This window comes from Nostoc sp. (genome assembly GCF_036919615.1).
Classification (GTDB): Bacteria; Cyanobacteriota; Cyanobacteriia; order Cyanobacteriales; family Nostocaceae; genus Nostoc.
Map to the genome: position 1 here is coordinate 13,960 of NZ_JBALCN010000108.1, position 22,044 is coordinate 36,003.

Below are 22,044 nucleotides of genomic sequence, written 5' to 3' on the forward strand. Positions count from 1 at the left end.
AATTAATCGATAAAAGGACGCTATCTCTATTGTGAAGCAGAGACTACAACTTCAGGTTGATAGCGGATGCCAGCTTGCTTAAAGCGATGTAAAGCTTCACCCAAGCGATCGCAATCGGCAATCAAACTAATCCGTACATACCCTTCACCTGCTACCCCAAAGGCATTACCTGGAGTCAGGACAACGCCTGTTTGCTGCAACACATCCAGGGCAAAATCTGTGGAACCAACGCCAACGGGACACTTCATCCAAAGATACATTGTCGCTTTAGTTTTGGGGATATCCCAACCCAACTCTCCTAATCCTTGAATCAGGAAATCACGGCGGGTTCGGTAGCGTTGTTGTACCTCGTGCAAATACACATCTGGCAGTTGCAAAGCTGTTTCGGCTGCTGTTTGCAAGGCGGCAAAAATCCCGTAATCCAAATTAGTTTTCAGCGTCCGTAAACCTTGAATCACATGGCGATTACCCACCACAAACCCAACGCGCCAACCAGCCATATTGTAGGTTTTAGATAAGGTGTGAAATTCCACACCAATATCTTTCGCGCCGGGAATTTCTAACAAGCTAGTAGGTTGATAACCATCAAAAGCTAACTCGGCATAACACAAGTCATGCACCAACAAAATTTCATGTTTGCGGGCGAAGGCAACAATTTCTTCAAAAAATTCGCGAGGGGCGGTGGCAGCAGTAGGATTACTGGGATAGTTAAAATAGAGAATTTTGGCAAGTTTTGCAACCTCGTCAGGAATCGCAGCTAAATCGATTAACCAGTCATTCTCTGGTTTAAGAATCAAGCTGTAGATTTTGCCACCAGCGATCGCTGGGCCCCGAAAATGGGCGGGATAAGCTGGGGAAGGAACCAGAACAACATCACCTGGGTTAACGTAGGCGATCGCTAGATGGGTTAATCCTTCTTTAGAACCGAGTAGTGGTAAAGCTTCACTATCAGGATCGAGAACCACACCATAACGGCGATGATACCAATTGGTGATCGCCCGGCGAAAACTAGCAGTCCCCTCAAAAGGAGGATAACCGTGATTGGCAGGATCTTTCAAGGCTGCGATCGCTGCTTCTACTACTGGTGCTGGCGTTGCACCATCGGGGTTTCCCATACCTAAATCAATTAAATCCAACCCTTGTTCGCGTGCTTTAGCTTTCAGTTCATCTAAACGGGCAAATACATAAGGTGGTAGTTTTTGTATGCGTTCTGCTGGGACAATCCAATTTAAACTCATAAAACCTCGTCACTCATTCCCTTGGGCGAAACTCGATTTGTAGTATCCCTACTATCTATAGGTGCAGTGGTGGAAACCATTGCTGCCATCAACTGTTCTGGCGCGACTTTAAACGGGAGTCGATGGATGTCAGAATTAGGAACTAGGGCAATTTCAGCGGCTGTTTGCAACTCGCCTAAGGTAATATTGCCCAATCCCAAATCACTTAATTTTTGGGGTAGTCCAATTTCTGCATAGAACTTTAACAACTGTTGTCGTGCCGATGCTGCTAGTTGATTGCCTTGTAGCATTTCTTCTAAACGCAGTTGCACCAAAATTCCAAAAGCAACCTTTTCCCCATGAATACTGCCATGTCCTGAAATATGAGTTAAACCATTATGCACGGCATGGGCAGCAACTGTGCGACACTGCGCCCCTCCAAGTCCCCCAACTACCCCGGCGAGTAAAACACTGGCGTCTACAACTTCTTGCCAAACCTCACTACCTGGTTCTTTCAGGGCGGCGGCTGACTTTTGCAAGAGGATATCTCGCAAAACTCGTGCTTGTTGCACCGCAGCAATAATTAAAGTGTCTTGCAAATGCCCACTGCTAACTGAGGCTTCATACCACTTAGCGATCGCATCACCAATTCCAGCGACTAAAGTAAGTTGTGGTGCAGTTTTAATCAAGTCATAATCGAGTATCAATAAATCGGGACAACGAGATAGCCCCACATCGTAGAGAAATGCCCCAGATTTTGAATAAACATTCGACAAGGCACTCCAAGCTGCACAGGTAGCCCCTGATGTCGGAATTGTCACCACTGGCAACTGTAACTGCTGTGCGACTAATTTCGCTGTATCTAGGGCTTTGCCGCCACCAACACCGATAATTAGATCAGCTTTATGTTCTTTTGCCGTTTTCTGTAAAGATTTCAGGCTGGCTTCACAGCAATCTGCACCATAGGAAGCTTGAGCAGTATATAACTGTTGCGTTTCTAAAACTGGTTGCAAATTCTTTTGGCTAATGGCGAGAGTAGACTCACCCGCCACAATTAAGGGACGACTTCCCAAACAGGCGATCTCTGCTGCGGCTGCTTGCAACACCCCAGAACCACGGATTACTTTTGCTGGGGCAACTGTGAGCGTAAATAACGAACTAGAGGTTTGAGTAGACAAAGAAGGTTGAGTAGAAAAATTATTGGGCATATAATCTAGTTTGCCAAAACCTTGATATTTCTTAATCTAATAGACTTGCAGCCAGAGATACTTGTTGCCACGCTGGTTTCAGGATGGCTATAAACAAAGCATCTGACTTAACCAGTTTTAACCGATGTAATTAAAAATACAAAGCCTATCGCTAACTGGTTAAGCAATTTAACGACGTTGCTTGAATCTGTGATGTCCATTAGCCTGAAATTCCGAATTATCAAAGTTTTGAATAACCGTATAATTAATTAACATTACCACTCTCAGATTCTCAGGAAAAGTAATTGAGAACTGAATCATCTGTCGATGGTCATTCCAGCTAGGGATAGGTGCGTAGAGGCATACATGTATCTGTACGCCCCCACAGCCGATTCATTGGATGGAAAGACCTGTGAAAATGGCAGCAGTGGTAATTAGGATAACAACTGACAAATCACAACTCTCAGTACCCATTACCTGCACGCTAATTGACCTTTTCTTACAGTAAAAGCACTAAAGTGTGAATATCTTAATCTAAAAATAACTATTAATGTATCAGTAAATACAAAATAAATTTGGTCATTCTGATAACAGGTAAATTATTTTATTTTTGAGGAGGATGAGGGCTGAAGAAAAAATTGTCCAATTCCTCCCTGCCCCCTGCTCCTCTTAAGCAGTAGGTTTTAGCAATTGGGCGAATTTGTCTGTGTAAATTTCGACTGTGACTGGGGAGTTTTGATGAGAAACGAGCGATCGCTTGACCTCGCCCAAGTAAACTGGTACAGAAATCCCTGGTTGCGGGTGGATAATGGTACGGGCGCGAACTGTCAACTTGTCGTCTTCCCGTGTACCTGAGCGGCCATAAGAAAAGAGATTACTAGCTGCTTGACGTAAAGTTGCTTCTAATTGTGTGGGTGTAATTTGGGGTGATGTGGCAATCACCGCTTGTGTTGAGCCATTGTCATAAACTAAAGTGTACCGGACTGCTCCTGGAATCACAGTCCGACTCAACGGGACTATCGAGAGTGCAAATAAACCACCCGTCAGCACCAGCATAAAGCCAGTCGTACCCACCAGCCGAAAGCGGATGCCCCATTTGAGAATAAAAGCCAAAACTGTTAAGGCAGCAAATACTAAGGTAGCTATGCCTGACCATTGGGTGTACTGAAGAAAGTTAGCTGTTGTGAGCATAAAGTTGGTTAGGGAGGCGTCTTTTTTTCGTTACCGACACACCCATTTTACTGAGAGCTTACACCATAAGGGTTACCCCAGTCATAATAAAGTTTAAACTTGGGTTTAGCTAAGTTTAGCGATGAAATGGAGCCAACCTCAGAACAATTTTAAAACTGGTATTACCAAACAAGGCAAAAGTAAAAAGTAAAAATAAAGAGAAATAAAATCGGTTCAGAAGAGTATTGGCTCACCAGAGACGATATGGGAATTTTTAGATGTTTGCAAATTATTTTGAACACTATCAATTATTGCCGGCCAATCAGCATCTTTATTCCATTCAGAGCGAATCCTGATTTTAGTCGCTGCATCGTAAAGTCTACAAAAAACTACATTCTCTCTTCCAGCAATTGCAGCGATAATCAGGGGCTTGGAAAAGTCCTGAACTAGTGATACAGCTAAAAGGAAAGTTTTAGCAAAGTTCGTTTCTATCCCGGTTCTAACAACATAAATTTCATCCGCTCTAACAACGATGTCTAATTTAGTGTTGACATTTCCTCTAAATTCTGTCGTTTTTAATTTCAGATCAGATATATACCCAGTTAATCCTGTTTGTTGCACAGGAATAGTTGTTTGATTATTAATATCGTAGTGATACCATAGGTAAGATTCACCACTTAATTCTCCGTTTTTCACATATAAATAAATCGGTTCAGGTGGGTTGCAAAGGCCCACTTTAATTTCAGTAACCATATTTTATATTCCTTTATGAAAGCTAAAATTATTTTAGATATTCCGTCAAATTCAATATTTTTTTTAATTGTGTTTAGCTGGGAATAATAAATATACAAAAGGGCATCTACAAGAGATGCCCGTCATGCAGGAAAACCCCAAAGGGTTGTCCCTACACCTTCCCAACAATCAGCAACTGTGACTAATTAGGGATTAGTCACACTTACAGTCACACACGTGAATATAGTAATATTATTAACTTATAACTCTAAACACCCTCAGTGCATACACTGAAAATAAACTCATGGCTATTCTCGACGCCTAACTGACTAATTTAGATGAGATTCAAGCCTGTCTTGTTGATTATAACGATGTACTACTCCACAAATGGCAGCCAAAATTAACCATGAAAGCGCATTCAAACGCAACTCGAATAGAGTTACGTCTACTGTATTGAATAGAACCCACGCAACAAAAGCCAGAAGATAACTGAAAAATATCAATCTGTCTTGTCTATTTATACATTTTGACTTTCGTAGTAATTGGACACCTGTAATCAAAATCCAACCAAGTAAGCCATAAAATAAAAAAGCACTGGGAAAACCAGTTTCAGCAGATAACATCAAAAACAAGTTATGGGGATGACCCAAGGGAATGTGCATCTGCGCTTTGTAAAGTGCACTAAAACTGCGTAAGCCCCAGCCAGTTAAAGGATGTTCCTGAGCTAAAGACCAGGCAAACTCCCACTGAGTTTTTCGCATTAAAGCGACTGGTCTGTTTGGATACATCTCATCATTTAACCTTGCCCAAAAGAAGGCAGGAACGTACTGACGAAAAAATTCAGCGACTGGTGAGGGAGCAAAAGCTGCCAAAAGAGTGCTAGAAACGATCGCAGCGACACCACCCACAAGAATCCGCCAACCTTGGTAGAGTGCATAAGCTAAACAGGCAAAAATAGCGATCACCCACCCATTGCGTGAACTGGTGAAAATCAAGGCGATGAAATTTGTAATCACCGCCACCGTTAGGAAGAGAAAGGGGACTCTTAACTGGCGACTGGGGACTGAATTCTTACTAATACCCAATCGCCATTGTTCGAGCCACAACCCTAAACCAAGAATGAAAACTATCGCTAGATAAGCAGCGAAGGTATTAGCGTGCATGAAGAGTGAAGCGATGCGACCTGGTGGATTTCCTCCTGGTCTGATCGTCCCAGCTAAGACAATCCACAAAAACTGGAACTTCAAATTCCAGCCCAAAAATAACTGTCCCAAGCCAATAATTACTACTGGCATGGAACTGATCACCAAAATCCAAGCCATTTGCCGCAATTGAGCAAATGTTTGAATTAGAGTGCTATGGGCAGCAAAAACTAAAAAGAATGGTAATAAATTAAATAAGCCGAGGAAAGCTTCTGTCTTGTTATGGGCAACCCCAGCAGTCATGATCAGCAATACACTCAAAAGGGCAAATCCCCAGTTGAGGGGGCGGCGGCTAATTTTACGGTATTGTCGCACCAAAGTTATTAATGAAACAAAACTTATAGTTACCGCCCCCAAAAAAGGACTCAATGGGAAGATTAACAATGCCCATAGAGAGTAGTTCCAAGAAGATTGCCAACGAGACTTAAAATAGTAAAAAGCTTTGTTCAAGCTGGCTCCCAACATTCCTCACGAGTGAGGCGAATTTGAGCTAAAGCGAAGATGGTAGGGATGATTCGACCATAGTTAGTGGCGATCGCTCTCCACCCTAAATCTGCAAAAAACCAAGTCCACATTATCGGCCCAATCACGGCAAACATCGTGCGGGCTGCTCCATAACGAGCTGCACTCACAGTCATACCCCGTCGAGCCATTTGCATAGCTACATAGCTTTGGAATTGCATTGTAGCTGCTTCTGAGCTTTTAATTGCAGCTTGTTTGGCTACTTCATAGGTAGCAAAGTGGATGGCAAATTGACGGGCAATTTGCTTAAGTACAAGTGGCTGGAGCATCGAAGTAACAGCGATCGCACTACCACCTTTGAAAAGTAATCCCAATGGGTCACGTTGCAATAAAAGTGGTAACGGTTGTTTTAGTTCTGATTTGAGCAGCTGATGCTGCACCCGTACAGTCAATTTTTGCTTTTCCTGTTCCGGCAATTTTTTCCACACCTGTCCTAGCAGATGCAAAAATACTTCTGCTTCTAAATCAATAGTTGCCAGCTGATTAGAATAGGAAATTTTTAGATACTTACATACTTGAACTAACGCTTGTCGGTAAGTTACCTGCCCTGTGCGTCCCCGTAATACCGTCATCCCATCTGCCGCCAAAAAGCGAAAGCGGCCCTCTAGTGCATCTAACCAAGCTTTGCGGTCTTGGCTTTGTACTTCGATGGGTTCGGGTGTGTGTACATAGTCTAGGGGATTGAACTTACGACTAAATAGAATTGCCGTTAAGTCTTGCAATTCTTCTTCGGTCGCTAACTCTAGCGCCACCCTCATTTCATCCAATTTCCCTTCCTCCGTTCCGTGCAGCTTTGTGTACCTTATTCTACTATTAGCTTTCAGCAGTCATTAGTAATAATTTTGTCCTTTGATAATAACCAATAACTAATGACTAAGGACTATTGACTCATGACTGATATTGCAGTGATTGGTGCCGGAATAGCTGGTTTAGTCTGCGCCCAGCAGTTAAGTCTAGCTGGATATTCGGTGCTAGTGGTGGAAAAATCCCGTAGCTTGGGAGGAAGACTGGCTACACGCCGCTTGCATGGAACTTGCTTGGGCGGATCACATGGTACATCGTTGGCGTTATACCTTTCCTAGCCGTCCTTGGCACGAAGCTTTTTTGTCTGCTGCAACTCTCCTACCTTTAATTTGTTGTGGTGATTGGTGTGGCGGCAATCTTGTGGAAGGTGCGATGCTTTCTGGATTAGCTGCGGCTGATGAAATTAATTATCAATTGCATCATCTACCTTTAGATAATGTGAACTTTCTGAATGTTTTTACCAGTTCAGTTCATCTGTCGCTAGACTGATTTTGCACTATAGTGAGTTGTTATTTTTATGACTTCCTAAACGAACGTGCAACAAATAAGTTTTTTAGATGAAACAGCAAATTTTGCAGCAAACCTTAAAAAGTGATGTAAATTACCAAAAAAGCTTAATTTCATTAAAAACTTGTTCCTAATTCAAGTTTCTTTATTGCCGCTAATCTTGATCCCCTAGCCTTGATGCTGCGTTTTATGTAGATTTCTGCCAAAAAGGCAGAAGTTTGAAATAATTAGGATTATAAATATAAAATGTCGGTAATTTACCAGCTTATTGGACGGTATTTTAAGAAGTCATGCTGTGAACCAGTATAAACCTTAACTAAAATAAGCAAAGCTAAATGTCTGATATTCTACCAAGATAAAAGGCTAGTTTCAGAGTCTATTGCATATATCAGTTAAATTACTTCTGACTGATTGTCATGACGACGTTGGCATCTAAAAAAGTTGTTTTCTCCACCAACCATTGACTAGATTAAAAAAGGAGTTTAAAAATCATGAAACCAGTAGTAAATTTAACACAGCAATCAGTAGTAGGAGAGATTGAAAGCGTTTTGGATACATATCCATCCGATCCATATCAACAAGCCTTTGCAATTCCTGACTTACGCCAAGAGCTAATTGCTTTCGTCCTCAACCGCATTCCCTCCTTTGAGGACGTGATGTCTGACGGACAAATTCTGCTAGCAGAGGCTGAACAAGGAAACTTAGCTTATTACAAGTTGCCTCGTAAACCGTTAGAGCAGCAACTACATTTACAAAATTTGATTCACCAAGGCATTTGTTTAATCCTTCAAGAAAAGTCAGATTGGATTAGCAATTATCTTTGTGAAACAGTTGAACCAGCTTGTGAACCTTCTCACTGGTTTGGTTAATAGTTCTAAGAAGATTTGGCTCTCTGCTGATCTGACTTTTCACGTTGTATGGAAAGGCCCACAAAAAACCTAATCCCCTTCCTGCATCGGGAAGGGGGAAATTCAAAGTCTCTCTTCTTCTAGGAGAGAGAAATAGAAGTGAGGTTTTCCAGATACGTGAAAAGTCAGATCAAAGATCCCCCAACCCTGTTAAAAAGTTGGCTCTTGAGATCAGGCTTTTTTAGTGGGGTTAGGGGGGATTGCGCTTCGCGCACGCTACGCAAACGAGGTTTCACGTTTTGAGTGCGTAAGTCCTGAATTATTTGGATAAAGGATTCAGTATATTGCTCTTGAGGTGTAAACTTTGACAATTACTAAGTTCAAAGGACATTCCCAGGACATGAGAAAAATAACTGCTCTAATGCTAAGTATTTCCGTGACTGTCGGGGTAGGAGCGTTAACACCTAAAGTCACTAATGCCCAATTATTTTACCCACCAGCAAGCGATCGCCATTCATTAATGGTAATCGGTCAAGGGGTAATGAAAGTGCCAGCAGATACAGCGGATATTGAATTGGTATTCAGCAGCGGAGGTAGCAATGATCAGTTAGAAACGAAGCCATCATCTCTATCGCAAACCCGCCGTATATCCCCACTGACTCTACTCTTGAATTACAAAACAGCAGCAGAATCTTTACCAAGCAACAAATCACTAACTAAAGCAACTCTCCAGCTTGTAGTTAATAGCTTAGTTGCCAAAGGGATTAGTGCTGATAAAATTCAAGTACAAATTAATACTAATTCCAGTGAAAATAACGCCAAAATATTGGTGAGATTAGAAAAACCAACGCGCGTTAGCGAAGCTCCTCCTTTGGAGGCTCGTGTCCAGGAAATTATTGCTACAGCGAACAAGTCCACGAGCCAACTTAAAAACCTTTCCATCAAGAACGTAGGCGTTGAATATGCAGTAAATGACTGTCAGGCTTTGCAGAGTTCAGTTTACCAATCAGCGATGAAAGACGCTCAAAGTCGTGCTCAAGCTTTAGCAACTGCTATAGGCGTTAAACTTGGTACTCCTTCTGTAGCCGAACCATTTTACACATTACTTTATCCCTCATGTAGTTCCAAAACTGGAGTTACTTTACCGTCATTTGCTAGTTTTTTATTATCACCGACTTATAATCCAGATGCTCTGGCAGAAGTAGAGATGAAAAAGGATATTTTTGTGACATATACAACGAAATAAACATTTGTATTCAGTGCGTAAATGCACAGCGACTTGTCGTCAGACATCGCACTTTTATTTAGTCAAGATTAGGAGTGCGATCGCTTAACTATTTTGCTTTTTTGTGAGTTGCATAAATTAAATTTAACTTTCCTTTCATCATGTGATCTTATCAATGAATACACTGGTAATAATAGTGTTGATACAATTATTCAATAACTTGCCAAATTTGCCATTTCCTATCTTGCTGATAATGTAATAACATTAACTCAGCCCGTGCTGCCAATATGCATCGCCGTTCTTCTAATAACAATTTCATGAACTCACGACGGCTGATGCTCTTAGCTTGTACAAGTGTTTCAGAAGCTTATAGCTGTGGGTTTTCTCTCTGAGGAGTAGAATTTGAGATTTCCATACTTTCTTAGTAATTTTTATAACAATTCCTAATTTATATTAATTTTACCGCACAGCTATAGTGTGCGTGTTAATAATAAAAGTAAAATATTCACTGGAATCTAGACTAGATAGGTAATTTTCAATTCTAGTAATTAAAAAACTCCAGAAATGTTTGTGGCAGATCTGGAGTCAGGAAAGATACGCATTTACCTATATCCAAATTTTCACCCTGAGAGAATCCTACGTCATCAGGGTATACACTCAAATACAGTTAAGGATGTCTAAAGATAATCTGCTATGCTTCTTGTTTACACACCTTTTGTGTTTGAAATAATGCAAAACAGCCCCAGATCATCTGAGGCTGTTTTGTGAGAGTTGTTTGGTAGGAGGGGTACATCAACAGTGATGCCCCGTCTTAGATATAGATAATTCAGTATGCATCCGTATTCAGCCGTGTTTTGGCATATCTAGATGATTTGGAAAATTTTGCTCGCTTTTTCCAAAAAGAAACTCCAGATGCGCTTAAGGCATTTGGAGTAGTAACAGGTTTCTAACATCAATCAATTTTTACCTATGCGATCGCCAGATGTCGTTGGGGTATATACTCAAATGTATTTTATGTCTGATCATCCGCCAATTGAACAGCAGATTACCTTTTTTTATACTCATGATCTTGATGCATCCACAGAATTCTACGAACAAAAGCTGGGCTTGGAATTGTGGCTTGACTAAGGAACCTGTCGTATTTATACTGTTAGTGGCTCTGGATACTTGGGATTGTGTCAAGCAAGCGAAATATCAACTCCTCTAGCCGACAAGCAATCAAGTATCATTTTTACTTTGGTAACACAGCAGGTGGATGAGTGGTTTGAATATCTCAAAAAACGTGGCGTTGAATTTGAAAAGCCACCCACATTAAATGAAAAATACAACATTTACCAGTGTTTTTTACGTGATCCCAGTGGTTATTTGATTGAAATTCAACGTTTTGAGACTAACCACAAAAAAAAGACATAACTAAATAAGTTATGTCTAAACGTTTAATTTACAGGGCAGGATTTGTACAGGTTAGAACTTTTTGATTTACTGGGGTACATGATACCGATTAATGCCGTATGGACATCATCGATAGACATGTGCCTTTTCTTCTATAGATTTATCGGGGTGAGACACGGCACTTATGCGGCCACTGATAAATATTTACATTTCTTTACAATTGCTGCGTAGGCATAGCCAGCACTTCTCTACGAGACGCTGCGTGTAGCTTGCTTCCACGTTCGCGCTAGCGTCTTTGTTGGCGCAGCCTCTCCGTCAGGGGAAGGAGAAGTCGTACGATATGGTTCGACTACTTCCTGCGAGAGGCTGCGCCTTAAGCATTGGCGCAGCCTAAGAAGAGAAGCTATGCCGCAGGCTTTACGGCTGCACTCAGTACAAGTGCGCTCACCAGCCGCTCAGTGACCACCGTAGGCATCGCTTTTGACTTTATACAACCCAAGGTAATACACTTGGGATAAGCCTTCTCTCTCCCAGCTTCCCCTTACCTACCAGCGGATTGTAACAGAAGGTAGGATACAGTCATATACCGCCAACATATCCTGTTATCTTCTCAACACTACTTTTTACAGTATCCTTTTTGCCAATTGTGCTATTTATATAGTTATTATTTTTAAAGTACCGCTGTTTAATCTATCGGTTCACTAAATATTCTCTTAGGGTGACTGCATGACAGCCGAAAAATTCACGTGGCTACGCACCAAATTACAACTTAAAGGTTCAGTGATGAAAGCAATTTACAAACATATTATCTGGTGCGGAGCTTTCGGATTTTTGATTTCTATACTTTACCATTTTGAGATGCCTGTATCCCAACCTATTTTAGGAAGTGTTATTCCTAGTATTGTTTTAGGTTTGTTACTTGTATTTCGCACCAATACTGCTTATGAGCGATTTTGGGAAGGCAGGAAATGCTGGGGATCTCTAGTAAATAACATCCGAAATCTGGCCCGGCAAATTTGGGTATCAATTGATGAAATCTCACCAGAAGATAAAGACAATAAAATTACGGCATTAAATTTATTGGTAGCTTTTGCTGTGACAACTAAATTACATTTGCGCGGAGAAGCAGTCAATAGCGAGTTAGAAGATTTAATGCCATCTACTAAGTATAAAAAACTGAAGATTATGAATAATCCCCCCATAGAGGTCGCTTTTTGGATAGGAGATTATTTACAGCAGCAGTATCATCGCAATTGCCTTAATAGCTACCAGTTAACATCTATGCAAGAATTATTGAATAATCTTGTAGATAACTTAGGGGCTTGCGAACGTATTTTAAAAACACCTATGCCATTAGCTTATGCCATTCATCTTAAGCAATTATTGTTACTATATTGTTTCCTGCTACCTTTTCAAATAGTGGAGAGTCTGGGTTGGTGGACAGGTTTAATTGCTGCTTTAGTTGGTTTTACAGTATTTGGCATTGAAGCCATCGGCTTGGAGATAGAAAACCCCTTTGGTTATGACACTAACGACTTACCTCTAGATGCGATTTGCGACACAATGAAACGCAATATTGACGATTTAATTACTCTAACTCCAAATGCGCGATCGCATCCAGGTAATTTGACCTATGAGAAAGGTTGAAACTTTTTCTAAAACAACATAAGCATCTTGAATAGTCTAAATTTAGCAGTATTGGCAAAGGTAAAAATGGATATTAAGCCTGATATAGAACAGGCTTGATATTACTTAATTACTAGAGAGATATATTAAATATCTAATACCAATTTTGAAGTTCTAGGCTGAGAAATACAAATCAACACCGAACCCTGATCAATTGTTGCAGTTGGTTCTTCCTGGTAAGCAACTTCACCTTCGCAGATTTTACACATACAAGTACCACAAACACCTACACGACAACTAAAAGATGGATTAATATCATTGGCTTCGGCAAATTCTAGGATAGTGCCATCACTAGGTTGCCATGTCAAAGTTTTGCCGGATTTGGCAAAGACAATTTCTGCAAATTCCTCACCTCCAGTTGCAGTTACAGTTTGTTTTTCAAAGTCACTTTTTATCGGTTTGGTAAAAGATTCAAAGAAGACTCTACTATCAGGTACTCCTGATTCCTTGAGTCCGTCTCTAATAGACTGTATAAAGGGTGGAGAACCACATAGAAAATATTCAGCCTCTTGTCTAAATAGTTCTTTAATTAAAACAGTATCAACATAACCAATACTGTGATATTTACCTATATCTTCAGGTGTGGGGCGGCTATAGCGAAAATGTATATTTAGGTTAGGATTTTGTTGAAAAATCTCCATCACTTCATCCCGAAAAGCATGGGATTTACCGTCTCTAGCACCGTGTATAAACCAAATAAGACGATTAGGATTGAGACGAGTACAAGCTTTCGCCATACTAATCATCGGTGTAATTCCCACGCCATTGCTAATCAACACTGCGGGGATAGACTTCTGCACATCCAAAACAAATTTACCGTTTGGTGGCTTTACTGAAATTACTGAACCTTCCTGAATGCAATCGTGCATAAAATTAGATGCTATACCAGGCATGACATCTAACCCTCTCGGTGCAAGTTCCCGCTTAATTGAGAGACGATAGTATTCACAAGGCTCAGGATAATCTGAAAGTGAGTAAGTGCGAATTACAGGCTTATCCTGTCCATTAATATCAATTTTGATGGGTAAAAATTGACCAGGCTGAAAGTTAGTAATTTGACCTTTATCTTCAGGTTCTAAATAGAAAGAGGTAATTTCTTTGCTCTCTCTTACCTTACGAACAACCACAAAGTTTCGCCAATTTTTCCAAAGATGACTATCTGATGTGTTGAGATCTGGAGTTGATTTGTTCCCACTAGCTTTGCTTGTATAAACTAAACCAAAGACTGCACCACTAACTGTCCCAAATAGTGAGGAATAAACACCAAGCTGATAAGCAGATTTATCTTTAGCATTAGTTACACCAATTATTACAGCAGTGGATAAGATGACTACTGAGCCAACTGTAGCTGCTACTGCCACACTTCTGACTAATGTATTCTTAATTCTTCCTAGACTTTCTAGCATTGTTGTCTCTTGTCTAATACTTTTAGTGATGTTGAGCTATACCTATGAAGATTCAGTAGCTGGAAAAATAGTCTCAAGACCTCAACATATCAATCAGCTACATATCTCTAGACTTGAAATATCAACTGATTATTGCTGAAATAATTAGTTTGAAAATTATAAATATCTAAGAATTAATCTCTAGAAAACTGATATTTTGTTGAGAAAATTATTATAGAGTTCTCAGTAAATTTTAAAGTTTTTGTTTAGGAGTAAATAAAATACATTATTTTGTCAGATAATGAGATGTAGTTTTGCAACGCAAAAGCTACATACAAAGCAAACTTTACAAAACTCAGCACTCTTCATTTTCCACTTAGAGGCTAGAAATCTATGGCAAAAAGTTTATAATCTTGTACGACTAGGCGTACCGTACCGCATCGCATAAACTGATTCCTCCCTGCCCTCCAGCTTGTTTCGCAGTACTATATAAGCGCGAAACTCTTCACTGGTGGATATGCAATGATGCCTGTACGTCAAACTTTATCAAAGTCTGATATCCAACTTTCTTACTTAGAGTGGAACCAAGGTCAAGAACCTTTACTGCTGTTACACGGGTTAGGCGACCATGCTCTAGTATGGTCTAGTTTAGGAGATTACTTAGCGGCAGACTACCACATAGTTGCACCAGATATGCGCGGACATGGCCAAAGTAGTAAGCCTGAGAGAGATTATAGTTTTGAAAGTGCGATCGCAGACCTGGAAGCACTCATGGATCATCTCGGATGGACTTTCGCCCATATTGTCAGTCACTCGTGGACAGGTAAATTAACCGCCATCTGGGCAAGGCAAAACCCAAAGCGTTTGCGGAGTATAATTCTGATCGATCCGATTTTCATCTGGAAAATGCCCAGCCTTCTCAGGGTAACTTTTCCCATGTTGTATCGCTTCTTGCCTTTTCTCAAAAGCATGGGCCCCTTTGCCAGTCATGAACAAGCCGAACAACAAGCACGGCAGTTAAAGCAATATCAAGGATGGAGTTCTTTACAGCAGCAAGTCTTCCAAGCAGGAATAGAACAAAAACTCGATGGTAGTTGGGGCAGCAAATTTACTATAGCCGCCCGCGACGGGATTTTTGAAGAAGTTATGCAAGTACCTGGTTTTACAATCCCCCTTGATACCCATGCCCTCTTTATCCAACCAGAACAAGGTTTAAATCGCCAAGATTGGCAAATCCAACCCTACAAAACCCACCTCAAAAACTTACGCATCTGCCAAGTTCCTGGCAATCATTGGCCATTTTTAACACAACCAGAGGCATTTAACCAAACTGTAGCAGCTTTTTTGGCAGAACACAGATAGAAAATCTCATTATTATTAGACGGGATTATCATCCGGCAACAGAAGAATTAATAGGAGCGATGTCTAGCGACAAACGCTTTTGCGTCTACGTTCCTCTTCTAGTACGGATAAGCCAGTCATGAGCCTTTGTATCAATCCCGTTTGCCCTAAACCAAATCACCCAAATAATCATCAAAACCGCTTTTGTCAAAGTTGTGGTTCCCATTTGGAATTGCTAGGGCGTTATCGGGTGACATGCCTGTTAAGTGACAAAACAGGGTTTAGTAAAGTTTATGAAGCATACGAACAAGATACCCCTAAAATCCTCAAGATACTCAAACAGGATCTATCAGGCGACGCCAAAGCGGTAGAACTATTTCAGCAAGAAATAACTGTATTGGGGCAACTCAAGCATCCCGGCATTCCCAACGAAGATAGTTACTTCCAGTATCAAACCCGAAATGGTTTAGTGTTACATTGCATAGCAATGGAAAAAATCGATGGATACAACTTAGAACAGTGGTTAAAGCAGCAGCAGAATTACCCTATTTTGCAGGAACAAGCTGTAGCCTGGTTAAAACAATTGGTAGAAATTTTAGATTTAGTGCATGGTAAACAGTACCTGCATCGAGATATTAAGCCATCTAATATCATGATTCGATCTCCATTTAGGAAGGGTTGGGGGGATTTGGTACTGATTGATTTTGGGACCGCCACTGAAATTGACAGAACTTACCCAGATAAACTCAGTAATGGTGACAGGATGACAGCACTTATGTCATCTGGCTACAGCGCTCCAGAACAAATGAATGCTCAAGCAGTACTGCAATCAGATTTCTTTGCCTTGGGACGCACATTTGTATTTTTACTCACGGGATACCATCCCTTAGATATATATGATATACAGCATAATTTGTTGCACTGGCAAAATCATGCCATCCATATCTCACCCTTACTATTAAATTTAATTGATTGGCTAACAGCACCGGATATAGAAAAGCGTCCCGCTAATGCCCAAGAGATTTTACAACGCCTAGAAGAAATTGAAGCCCAACTAACAGAAACTACTCCTAAAAATATTAATTTAGTAAGTGATTATAATATTGAGCAATTGCCATCACCAATTATTAAAACTTCATTTTCTCCACAAAAACAGCCTGAAGAAGTATCACTACTGAAATTTTTTGCAGCGCTACTAGTGATATTAGGATTACTTAGTATAGTAGCTTTAGCAATGCGCACATCAAAATTCTCATTCAGACCAAATAACGAACAATCTCCTGAAAAAAAAAGTAAAATCGATTATTTTCCTTATAAAGAAGGTAGGGATAGTCAGGGGAAAGTAGCAGAATTTAATATAGCTGTTTTATCACTAGAATACAAATGGCTTTTAGGTAGCAATTTTCAAATTAAATATAATGACGAAATTATTAGTCTTGACCTTTTAAAGTTGAACTTAGAACAAGAAGGTATAGAGAATATAATGGAAGCTCCCACTGAGATTATCTCTGTAGGCACAGCTTCTTGTAAGGGTGATACAGCAGTTCAAGAACGTATGGCTTTAGAACGTTCCAAACAAATACAACTTTTAGTGAAAAAATTATTTATTCATACACCAAGCGTCAAAGGTTATCGAATATTAAATTTGGGAGAATTTCAACGGAGTGATTGTCAAACAAATCAAGATTTAACTAAATATCAGAGAAGTCTTATAATCATTGGTGTTAAAAAAAAATCAGCAGGTTTAATTCTGGATGAGGCATTACGGGATAGATTAGAAAAGAAGCCTTTTGCTGGTTTTAAGTTAGAAGATTATTCTTTGGGGTCAGCAGAAAAGTTTAAGACCATACCAAGTAATTTATAAAATCTCTAGCAAAGTACATCAGTGCATAGGCGTAGCCCATCGTAGATATCGCCACTTTAGCCATAAACTACAACTATGGTCATCTATATCCCCTATGGCTAAAGCAGCAGATATTAGCACCAAGAGATTAATCAGCCTCGCACCCGAAAATTGGATAAAATGGGTAACGAAAATTCCTGATATTGTATCCGGAGAACTTCTCAATTCCGAATTCCAGTGGATTAGCCGTGAAAGTGATGTTGAAATTCCTACCCGGCAAACTCTAGGGTGGTAAACTTCCTAATTATGAATTATGAATTGTTCATGCTCCCATCCCAGAATACCGTTTCAAACCCATACGCCAAAGCAAACGATTCACACCCAAAAACACTAATATCCATCCCACCATTGACCAAAATCCCTGTCCTATATTTATAGGTAGCCCTACCAAAAGACTCGCAGGAAAATCAATCAAATAAGGAAAAGGCATAAACATAACTATTTTCTGCACAGGTTCTGGGAAGACCTCTAAAGGTGCTATCAAACCAGATAAAAATAGATAAAACAAGAACCAGAAAGTTTCTAAAGCGCTAGCCCGTTCTGTCCAAAAAGCAAACATGGCAAAGGTGTACTGAATCGTAAACTGCAAAGCAAAAGCTAGTACCACCGCCAATGTAAACAGCAAAAATCTACTCAAACTCGGTACCCAAAAAGCCTGGGGATAGAGAATAAAAAATAATCCCACTAATAAAAAAGTAAATATTAGGCGGGCAAATCTTTCAGAAATATGCCCTGCAACATGATGCCATACTGGATCTAGCGGTTGTAGCAACTTGGGCGAAAGCTTGCCTTCCACTACCTCTTTTTCAAAGTCCCAGATTACCCAAACAGCAGTGAGTTGCCTAACAATGAAAACTGTGATGAAGTAACGTGCAAAATTTACTGATGATAGTCCAAACTGTCCTCCCTGTGCCGCCTGTATCCAGACACCCATGAGGATAATCGGTAAAGACCCAGCCAAAACCCATAATATTAGTTCTACTCGATACTCAACCGAATATGCGTAGTATACTGACAGCAAAGTCAGAGCTTTTTTAATAATTTTCTTCATCTATGGTGCATTCTCCCCTTAGCACTAACTACACAACACCTGCTTGAAAAACTCGTCCAATCACTTCTTCTACAGGCGGTTCAGTAACTGTTAAATCAATTACCTCTAAATCCGCCAAAATCTTAGAAACAGTGCGAGTCAGCGCCTCTCTCGACACCATAAAACGCACTGCTCGCCCTTCTAAGAGTTGCACATCACCATAGGTTATAAGTTTTTCTATCGGTAGAGGTTGGGCTAACTCTATATGGACTTCCCGGTACGGGGCAAAACGTTCCAGTAGTCCATCTAAGCTACCGTCATACATCAGCTTTCCCTCGTGAATCAACAGCACCCGTTGACACAAAGCTGTGATATCAGCCATGTAATGACTCGTCAACAGCACTGTAGCCTGATAAAGCTGATTGTACTCGCGCAAGAACTCGCGCACTGCTGCTTGAGCATTTACATCCAATCCCAGCGTTGGTTCATCTAGGAACAATACGTGGGGACGGTGCAAAAGTGCTGCCAGCAATTCTGCCTTCATTCGCTCACCCAAAGATAGTTTTCGCACTGGTTGGGTAAGTTTGCCTTCTAGGGAAAGCATCTCTGTTAATTCTCCTACCCGCCGCTGAAACTCTTTATCAGAGATGTTGTATACAGCGGCGTTAATTTTCAAAGAATCCAGCGCTGGCAAGTCCCAAATTAGCTGCTGCTTTTGCCCCATTACCAAGGTAATTTTTTGCAAAAATGCTTCTTTACGATGAAACGGAATTTGTCCAGCTACTGTGACTGTACCGCTAGAGGGATGAATTAGCCCCGTGAGCATTTTGAGTGTGGTGGTTTTACCAGCTCCATTTGGGCCCAAAAACCCCACTATTTCACCAGGAGCAATTTCAAAGGAAATGTCTTGAACTGCTTTAATTGAGCGGTAGGTGCGGCGAAAAAAGTGGGTGATTGTACCTTTAATACCCGGACTTTTAACTGCCACTGGATAAGATTTACTCAGATTTTCAGCAATGATGATTGACATATTTTTTATATTAGAACCTCAGATGTACGTAGAGAAAAGTCTGAGTGGCGGCTTCCACCAATCAGAACTTTGAGGTAAACACACATAAATCATTAGTATTTAGCGGTGTTTAGAGTAGGAGTTAGGGTAACCATTCACAGAGTGCTCAAAAAAGTGTCCGATATAAAATCACACGGAAACAGTATGAAAACCAGTCTAGATTTGATTTTTTCGGGATAATTTTGAGTAGGTAAAAGTCCTATACTGGGATGCCAGTTGTCTTTTAGGCATTAAGAAAAGCGATTATCTCATACCAAAAATCACCCCTAAGCCTTGCTAAAAATAGCTTTAGACATTTAGGCAAATGTTTTACCCCCCCGTGAACGGTTACGAGTTAGGAGTCATTCAATTTTAGATTTTAGATTTTTCTTTCAATCCAAAATCCAAAATCTAAAATTGCCAGAGTCATAAGCAAAATAGGTTTTCTACCTGACTTTGTAGTCTAGGCTCTGTACCTCATTCAGTTACAAACTGCTGTATATATCAGGACTTACGCAAAAATTGCTAACTTCGCTTGATTTATCGTAGACACGTAGTGGCTTGCCGCAGGCTACCGCCTTCTCTGCGAGACACTACGTGAACGCGCAGCGTCTCGTTGGCGGAGCCTCTCGAAGAGAAGAGAAGACGCCAACTCTTGGCGAGGCTCCGCTAACGCACAGCGTCTGGTAGAGAAGAGCGCCGAGAATTCGTCGAGTGTACGTAAATCCTATGTATCTGTGTTTCCAAATAGTAAAGCAAGAATTTTTGCCAGTGAGAGTGATCATGATTTCCTAGCACAACATATAGGTTTTACCGTAAACGTCCCGATCGCAATGTACTAATAATTAACCACAAACCCAATAAACTAGCGACTGCAAACAGGGTGGTGCTTAAAAAAGATAGCTGAGTTGTCTGCGCTCTGGTGGAAATAATTGCTGCACCCATAATCAGCGAACCCACTAAAATACTAAAAGATAGTCGGTTAGCCGCATCATCCATAGTGCGCCGCACGCCATCTAACCCCCGCAGTGATAGATTCCACTGTAAGGTTTCTGAAGTAACTCGGTCTAATAACAGTTCGATTTGGCGAGGAGATTGGAGAGACAGACTTTTAATATCTAAGGCTGTCCGTAATAGCGATCGCACTGGATTATCGCCCAGTAATTGCCGACGAAACAAGTCTGTAATTAATGGTTTAACTTCATCAAAAAAATTAAGTTCTGGGTTGAATGTCCGCGCCACACCCTCTAAATTGGCTAGAGTTTTGGCATACAAACCCATATTGCTAGGTAACCTAATTTTATTGTTGCGGGCAACTTGTAAAACTTCATAAATTATCTGACTGAAGTTTATTTGCGTGAGGCTGACGTTGTGATATTTTCGCAACATGCGATCGTAATCATTTTCTAACCGCGACAAAATTACTGGTTGAGCAGAATCTGATAGCTGCAAAGTTAACTGAGCGCACCTTTGAGCATCTAAATCAACGATCGCTAACAACATTTCTGTTAATATCTGCTGTGTGCGGGGATCAAGTCTTCCCACCATGCCACAGTCTAAGAGGGCAACACGACCATCTTTAAGATAAAACAAGTTTCCTGGATGAGGATCAGCATGAAAAAAGCCATCAATATATAGTTGCTGAAAAAATACCCGAAATAACAAAGTAGTTATTTCTTTACGCTCTACATCTGGGTCTTTACCATTATTGTTGTTGTTCAAATCCGCCTCTAGGAACGGCACCCCATCCAGCCATTCCATCACCAATAATTTTGCTGTGGTCAATTCCCAGTTAATTTCCGCAACCACTATTTGTGTAGGATCGTACCAGCGACTTTTAGATAAATTGCGCCGCAGTTGGTCTGTAAAACCCGCTTCCCGTGTAAAATCTAACTCGGCTTCTAGCGCTTTGGTAAATTCTTCGGCGATAGATTTGATTTCGTAGGTTTGCCCAAAGTCAGTCCGCGCTACTAAATCGGCAATACCTTGAATTAAAGCAATATCTTGGGCAATAGTAATATCAATTCCCGGACGTTGCACCTTGAGAGCGACTTCTCGACCATCTATTAATGTAGCTCGATGTGTCTGGGCAATTGATCCCGCGGCTACTGGGATCGGGTTAACTATGCTGAAGGTTTCTGCTAGTGAAAGTTTTAATTCTTTACGGAGGATTATTTCTATCTCTGACCAAGGAACTGGCGGTACTTCGTCTTGTAAAGTTGATAGTTCCTCAATGTAGGCGGCATTCAGTAAATCTGGACGCGTAGACATTAGCTGGCCGAGTTTAACGTAAACTGGCCCCAAGTCTACCAGGATATTTTTTAAAACCGCAGGTGTCGGTAGCTGGGGTTCATCAGCTTTGCCACCAGTAAGTAGCCTTCGCATATAGTCCCAGCCATTGCGAAGGAATACTTCAAGAATTTCTCGTTGACGGGGAACAGTTTGAGTGAGGAACATTTTTGTAAAGAACTGCAAAGATGCAGAAAAGTTTAAAGAGGTAAGCAGCAGGGGATGACAATACAACGGAAGTTGGCTCTAGCTTTGGTACTTGTTAAAGTTTTGCTAGCTGCGGCACAGTCTTGGAATCTTTTTATGGATGATTGTACGGCTTGGTGGAGCTTGTGTTCACTCAGCATTTGTTTGACGTAATTAGAGCAGGAATCCCCGCCGTGTAATAAGCGATGGGAGCAACTAAATCCTTTGGACGGAGAAATATATTTTTGATAGGCAGTGATAGACTCGATTGCCATTGTCTTGGCGAGAGGCTCAAAACTAATAATGTCCATAACTGTCAGATAGAATAACAGACAGTCAAGTTATAATAGGAAAATCAACTTTTTCGCCT

At 40.8% G+C, this 22,044-nt stretch carries 20 protein-coding genes and 1 pseudogene; 10 read left to right on the forward strand and 11 right to left on the reverse strand.

Annotated elements, in window-relative coordinates; genetic code table 11:
• Window positions 1-26: 26 nt before the first annotated feature.
• The 6 genes from V7K48_RS34395 to V7K48_RS34420 all read right to left on the reverse strand — a co-directional run bounded on the left by V7K48_RS34395 (window position 27) and on the right by V7K48_RS34420 (window position 6,797).
• The gene (locus V7K48_RS34395; RefSeq protein WP_335079787.1) at window positions 27-1,238 is read right to left on the reverse strand and encodes an aspartate aminotransferase; all 1,212 of its coding nucleotides are present in this window, start codon (window positions 1,236-1,238) and stop codon (window positions 27-29) included.
• A complete protein-coding gene (locus tag V7K48_RS34400; RefSeq protein ID WP_335079789.1) occupies window positions 1,235-2,425 on the reverse strand; it encodes an iron-containing alcohol dehydrogenase family protein in 1,191 nt (396 codons plus the stop codon). The genes V7K48_RS34395 and V7K48_RS34400 overlap by 4 nt, the downstream gene beginning before the upstream one ends.
• Before the next feature lie 648 nt (window positions 2,426-3,073).
• The gene (locus tag V7K48_RS34405) at window positions 3,074-3,595 is read right to left on the reverse strand and encodes a Ycf51 family protein (protein WP_335079792.1); all 522 of its coding nucleotides are present in this window, start codon (window positions 3,593-3,595) and stop codon (window positions 3,074-3,076) included.
• A 213-nt stretch (window positions 3,596-3,808) separates the two neighbouring features.
• Window positions 3,809-4,327 carry a hypothetical protein gene (locus V7K48_RS34410; protein WP_335079794.1) on the reverse strand — a complete coding sequence of 173 codons (519 nt, stop codon included), beginning with the start codon at window positions 4,325-4,327 and terminating at the stop codon, window positions 3,809-3,811.
• A 308-nt stretch (window positions 4,328-4,635) separates the two neighbouring features.
• Window positions 4,636-5,973: an O-antigen ligase family protein gene (locus V7K48_RS34415; protein WP_335079796.1), complete on the reverse strand. Its 1,338-nt coding sequence runs from the start codon at window positions 5,971-5,973 to the stop codon at window positions 4,636-4,638.
• Window positions 5,955-6,797 carry a YaaW family protein gene (locus V7K48_RS34420; RefSeq protein ID WP_335079799.1) on the reverse strand — a complete coding sequence of 281 codons (843 nt, stop codon included), beginning with the start codon at window positions 6,795-6,797 and terminating at the stop codon, window positions 5,955-5,957. The genes V7K48_RS34415 and V7K48_RS34420 overlap by 19 nt, the downstream gene beginning before the upstream one ends.
• A 123-nt stretch (window positions 6,798-6,920) precedes the next feature.
• Between V7K48_RS34420 and V7K48_RS34425 the strand changes: the two genes are divergently transcribed.
• The 7 genes from V7K48_RS34425 to V7K48_RS34455 all read left to right on the forward strand — a co-directional run bounded on the left by V7K48_RS34425 (window position 6,921) and on the right by V7K48_RS34455 (window position 12,453).
• Window positions 6,921-7,112, forward strand: coding sequence for an FAD-dependent oxidoreductase (locus tag V7K48_RS34425; protein WP_335079801.1), 192 nt, complete (start codon window positions 6,921-6,923; stop codon window positions 7,110-7,112).
• On the forward strand, window positions 7,081-7,323 hold the full coding sequence (locus tag V7K48_RS34430; protein WP_335079803.1) for a hypothetical protein: 243 nt from the start codon (window positions 7,081-7,083) through the stop codon (window positions 7,321-7,323). Before V7K48_RS34425 ends, V7K48_RS34430 begins: the two co-directional genes overlap by 32 nt.
• Before the next feature lie 509 nt (window positions 7,324-7,832).
• Window positions 7,833-8,210, forward strand: a complete 378-nt coding sequence (locus tag V7K48_RS34435; RefSeq protein ID WP_335079805.1) for a hypothetical protein — start codon at window positions 7,833-7,835, stop codon at window positions 8,208-8,210.
• Between the two features lie 343 nt (window positions 8,211-8,553).
• Window positions 8,554-9,435 carry an SIMPL domain-containing protein gene (locus tag V7K48_RS34440; RefSeq protein WP_335079807.1) on the forward strand — a complete coding sequence of 294 codons (882 nt, stop codon included), beginning with the start codon at window positions 8,554-8,556 and terminating at the stop codon, window positions 9,433-9,435.
• A 948-nt stretch (window positions 9,436-10,383) separates the two neighbouring features.
• Window positions 10,384-10,542: a VOC family protein gene (locus V7K48_RS34445; protein ID WP_335079809.1), complete on the forward strand. Its 159-nt coding sequence runs from the start codon at window positions 10,384-10,386 to the stop codon at window positions 10,540-10,542.
• Window positions 10,543-10,587: 45 nt separating this feature from the next.
• Entirely contained in the window at window positions 10,588-10,827 is a 240-nt protein-coding gene (locus V7K48_RS34450; protein ID WP_335079811.1) for a VOC family protein, read from the forward strand.
• A gap of 705 nt (window positions 10,828-11,532) precedes the next feature.
• On the forward strand, window positions 11,533-12,453 hold the full coding sequence (locus V7K48_RS34455) for a bestrophin family protein (protein ID WP_335079813.1): 921 nt from the start codon (window positions 11,533-11,535) through the stop codon (window positions 12,451-12,453).
• Between the two features lie 125 nt (window positions 12,454-12,578).
• Here the strand turns inward: V7K48_RS34455 and V7K48_RS34460 are convergent, their stop codons facing one another.
• Window positions 12,579-13,898, reverse strand: a complete 1,320-nt coding sequence (locus V7K48_RS34460; RefSeq protein WP_335079816.1) for a 2Fe-2S iron-sulfur cluster-binding protein — start codon at window positions 13,896-13,898, stop codon at window positions 12,579-12,581.
• Between the two features lie 504 nt (window positions 13,899-14,402).
• On the opposite strand from V7K48_RS34460, the gene V7K48_RS34465 reads away from it, so the two are divergent.
• The 3 genes and pseudogenes from V7K48_RS34465 to V7K48_RS34475 form a co-directional block, all read left to right on the forward strand.
• The gene (locus V7K48_RS34465; protein ID WP_335079948.1) at window positions 14,403-15,239 is read left to right on the forward strand and encodes an alpha/beta fold hydrolase; all 837 of its coding nucleotides are present in this window, start codon (window positions 14,403-14,405) and stop codon (window positions 15,237-15,239) included.
• Window positions 15,240-15,357: 118 nt separating this feature from the next.
• A complete protein-coding gene (locus tag V7K48_RS34470; protein WP_335079819.1) occupies window positions 15,358-17,082 on the forward strand; it encodes a serine/threonine-protein kinase in 1,725 nt (574 codons plus the stop codon).
• 94 nt (window positions 17,083-17,176) lie between these two features.
• A pseudogene (locus V7K48_RS34475) lies at window positions 17,177-17,329 on the forward strand (transposase); the annotation flags it as partial.
• A 54-nt stretch (window positions 17,330-17,383) separates the two neighbouring features.
• Here the strand turns inward: V7K48_RS34475 and V7K48_RS34480 are convergent.
• From V7K48_RS34480 to yidD, 4 genes are all read right to left on the reverse strand, one after another.
• Window positions 17,384-18,172, reverse strand: a complete 789-nt coding sequence (locus V7K48_RS34480) for an ABC transporter permease (protein WP_335079821.1) — start codon at window positions 18,170-18,172, stop codon at window positions 17,384-17,386.
• A 28-nt stretch (window positions 18,173-18,200) separates the two neighbouring features.
• Window positions 18,201-19,181 carry an ABC transporter ATP-binding protein gene (locus V7K48_RS34485; protein WP_335079823.1) on the reverse strand — a complete coding sequence of 327 codons (981 nt, stop codon included), beginning with the start codon at window positions 19,179-19,181 and terminating at the stop codon, window positions 18,201-18,203.
• A gap of 828 nt (window positions 19,182-20,009) precedes the next feature.
• Window positions 20,010-21,656 (reverse strand): ABC1 kinase family protein, encoded by a 1,647-nt coding sequence (locus tag V7K48_RS34490; RefSeq protein ID WP_335079825.1) that lies wholly within the window; start codon window positions 21,654-21,656, stop codon window positions 20,010-20,012.
• A 32-nt stretch (window positions 21,657-21,688) separates the two neighbouring features.
• Complete coding sequence (gene yidD, locus V7K48_RS34495) at window positions 21,689-21,985, reverse strand: membrane protein insertion efficiency factor YidD (RefSeq protein WP_335079827.1); 297 nt, start codon at window positions 21,983-21,985, stop codon at window positions 21,689-21,691.
• Window positions 21,986-22,044: the final 59 nt, after the last annotated feature.

Bases quoted from the DNA above. Each gene is read 5' to 3' on its own strand.
- V7K48_RS34405 (WP_335079792.1), bottom strand. From the start codon at position 3,595: ATGCTCACAACAGCTAACTTTCTTCAGTACACCCAATGGTCAGGCATA.
- V7K48_RS34395 (WP_335079787.1), bottom strand. From the start codon at position 1,238: ATGAGTTTAAATTGGATTGTCCCAGCAGAACGCATACAAAAACTACCA.
- V7K48_RS34410 (WP_335079794.1), bottom strand. From the start codon at position 4,327: ATGGTTACTGAAATTAAAGTGGGCCTTTGCAACCCACCTGAACCGATT.
- V7K48_RS34490 (WP_335079825.1), bottom strand. From the start codon at position 21,656: ATGTTCCTCACTCAAACTGTTCCCCGTCAACGAGAAATTCTTGAAGTA.
- V7K48_RS34465 (WP_335079948.1), top strand. From the start codon at position 14,403: ATGCCTGTACGTCAAACTTTATCAAAGTCTGATATCCAACTTTCTTAC.
- V7K48_RS34460 (WP_335079816.1), bottom strand. From the start codon at position 13,898: ATGCTAGAAAGTCTAGGAAGAATTAAGAATACATTAGTCAGAAGTGTG.
- V7K48_RS34415 (WP_335079796.1), bottom strand. From the start codon at position 5,973: ATGTTGGGAGCCAGCTTGAACAAAGCTTTTTACTATTTTAAGTCTCGT.
- V7K48_RS34425 (WP_335079801.1), top strand. From the start codon at position 6,921: ATGACTGATATTGCAGTGATTGGTGCCGGAATAGCTGGTTTAGTCTGC.
- V7K48_RS34480 (WP_335079821.1), bottom strand. From the start codon at position 18,172: ATGAAGAAAATTATTAAAAAAGCTCTGACTTTGCTGTCAGTATACTAC.
- V7K48_RS34435 (WP_335079805.1), top strand. From the start codon at position 7,833: ATGAAACCAGTAGTAAATTTAACACAGCAATCAGTAGTAGGAGAGATT.
- V7K48_RS34445 (WP_335079809.1), top strand. From the start codon at position 10,384: ATGCGATCGCCAGATGTCGTTGGGGTATATACTCAAATGTATTTTATG.
- V7K48_RS34455 (WP_335079813.1), top strand. From the start codon at position 11,533: ATGACAGCCGAAAAATTCACGTGGCTACGCACCAAATTACAACTTAAA.
- V7K48_RS34400 (WP_335079789.1), bottom strand. From the start codon at position 2,425: ATGCCCAATAATTTTTCTACTCAACCTTCTTTGTCTACTCAAACCTCT.
- yidD (WP_335079827.1), bottom strand. From the start codon at position 21,985: ATGGACATTATTAGTTTTGAGCCTCTCGCCAAGACAATGGCAATCGAG.
- V7K48_RS34470 (WP_335079819.1), top strand. From the start codon at position 15,358: ATGAGCCTTTGTATCAATCCCGTTTGCCCTAAACCAAATCACCCAAAT.
- V7K48_RS34430 (WP_335079803.1), top strand. From the start codon at position 7,081: ATGGTACATCGTTGGCGTTATACCTTTCCTAGCCGTCCTTGGCACGAA.
- V7K48_RS34485 (WP_335079823.1), bottom strand. From the start codon at position 19,181: ATGTCAATCATCATTGCTGAAAATCTGAGTAAATCTTATCCAGTGGCA.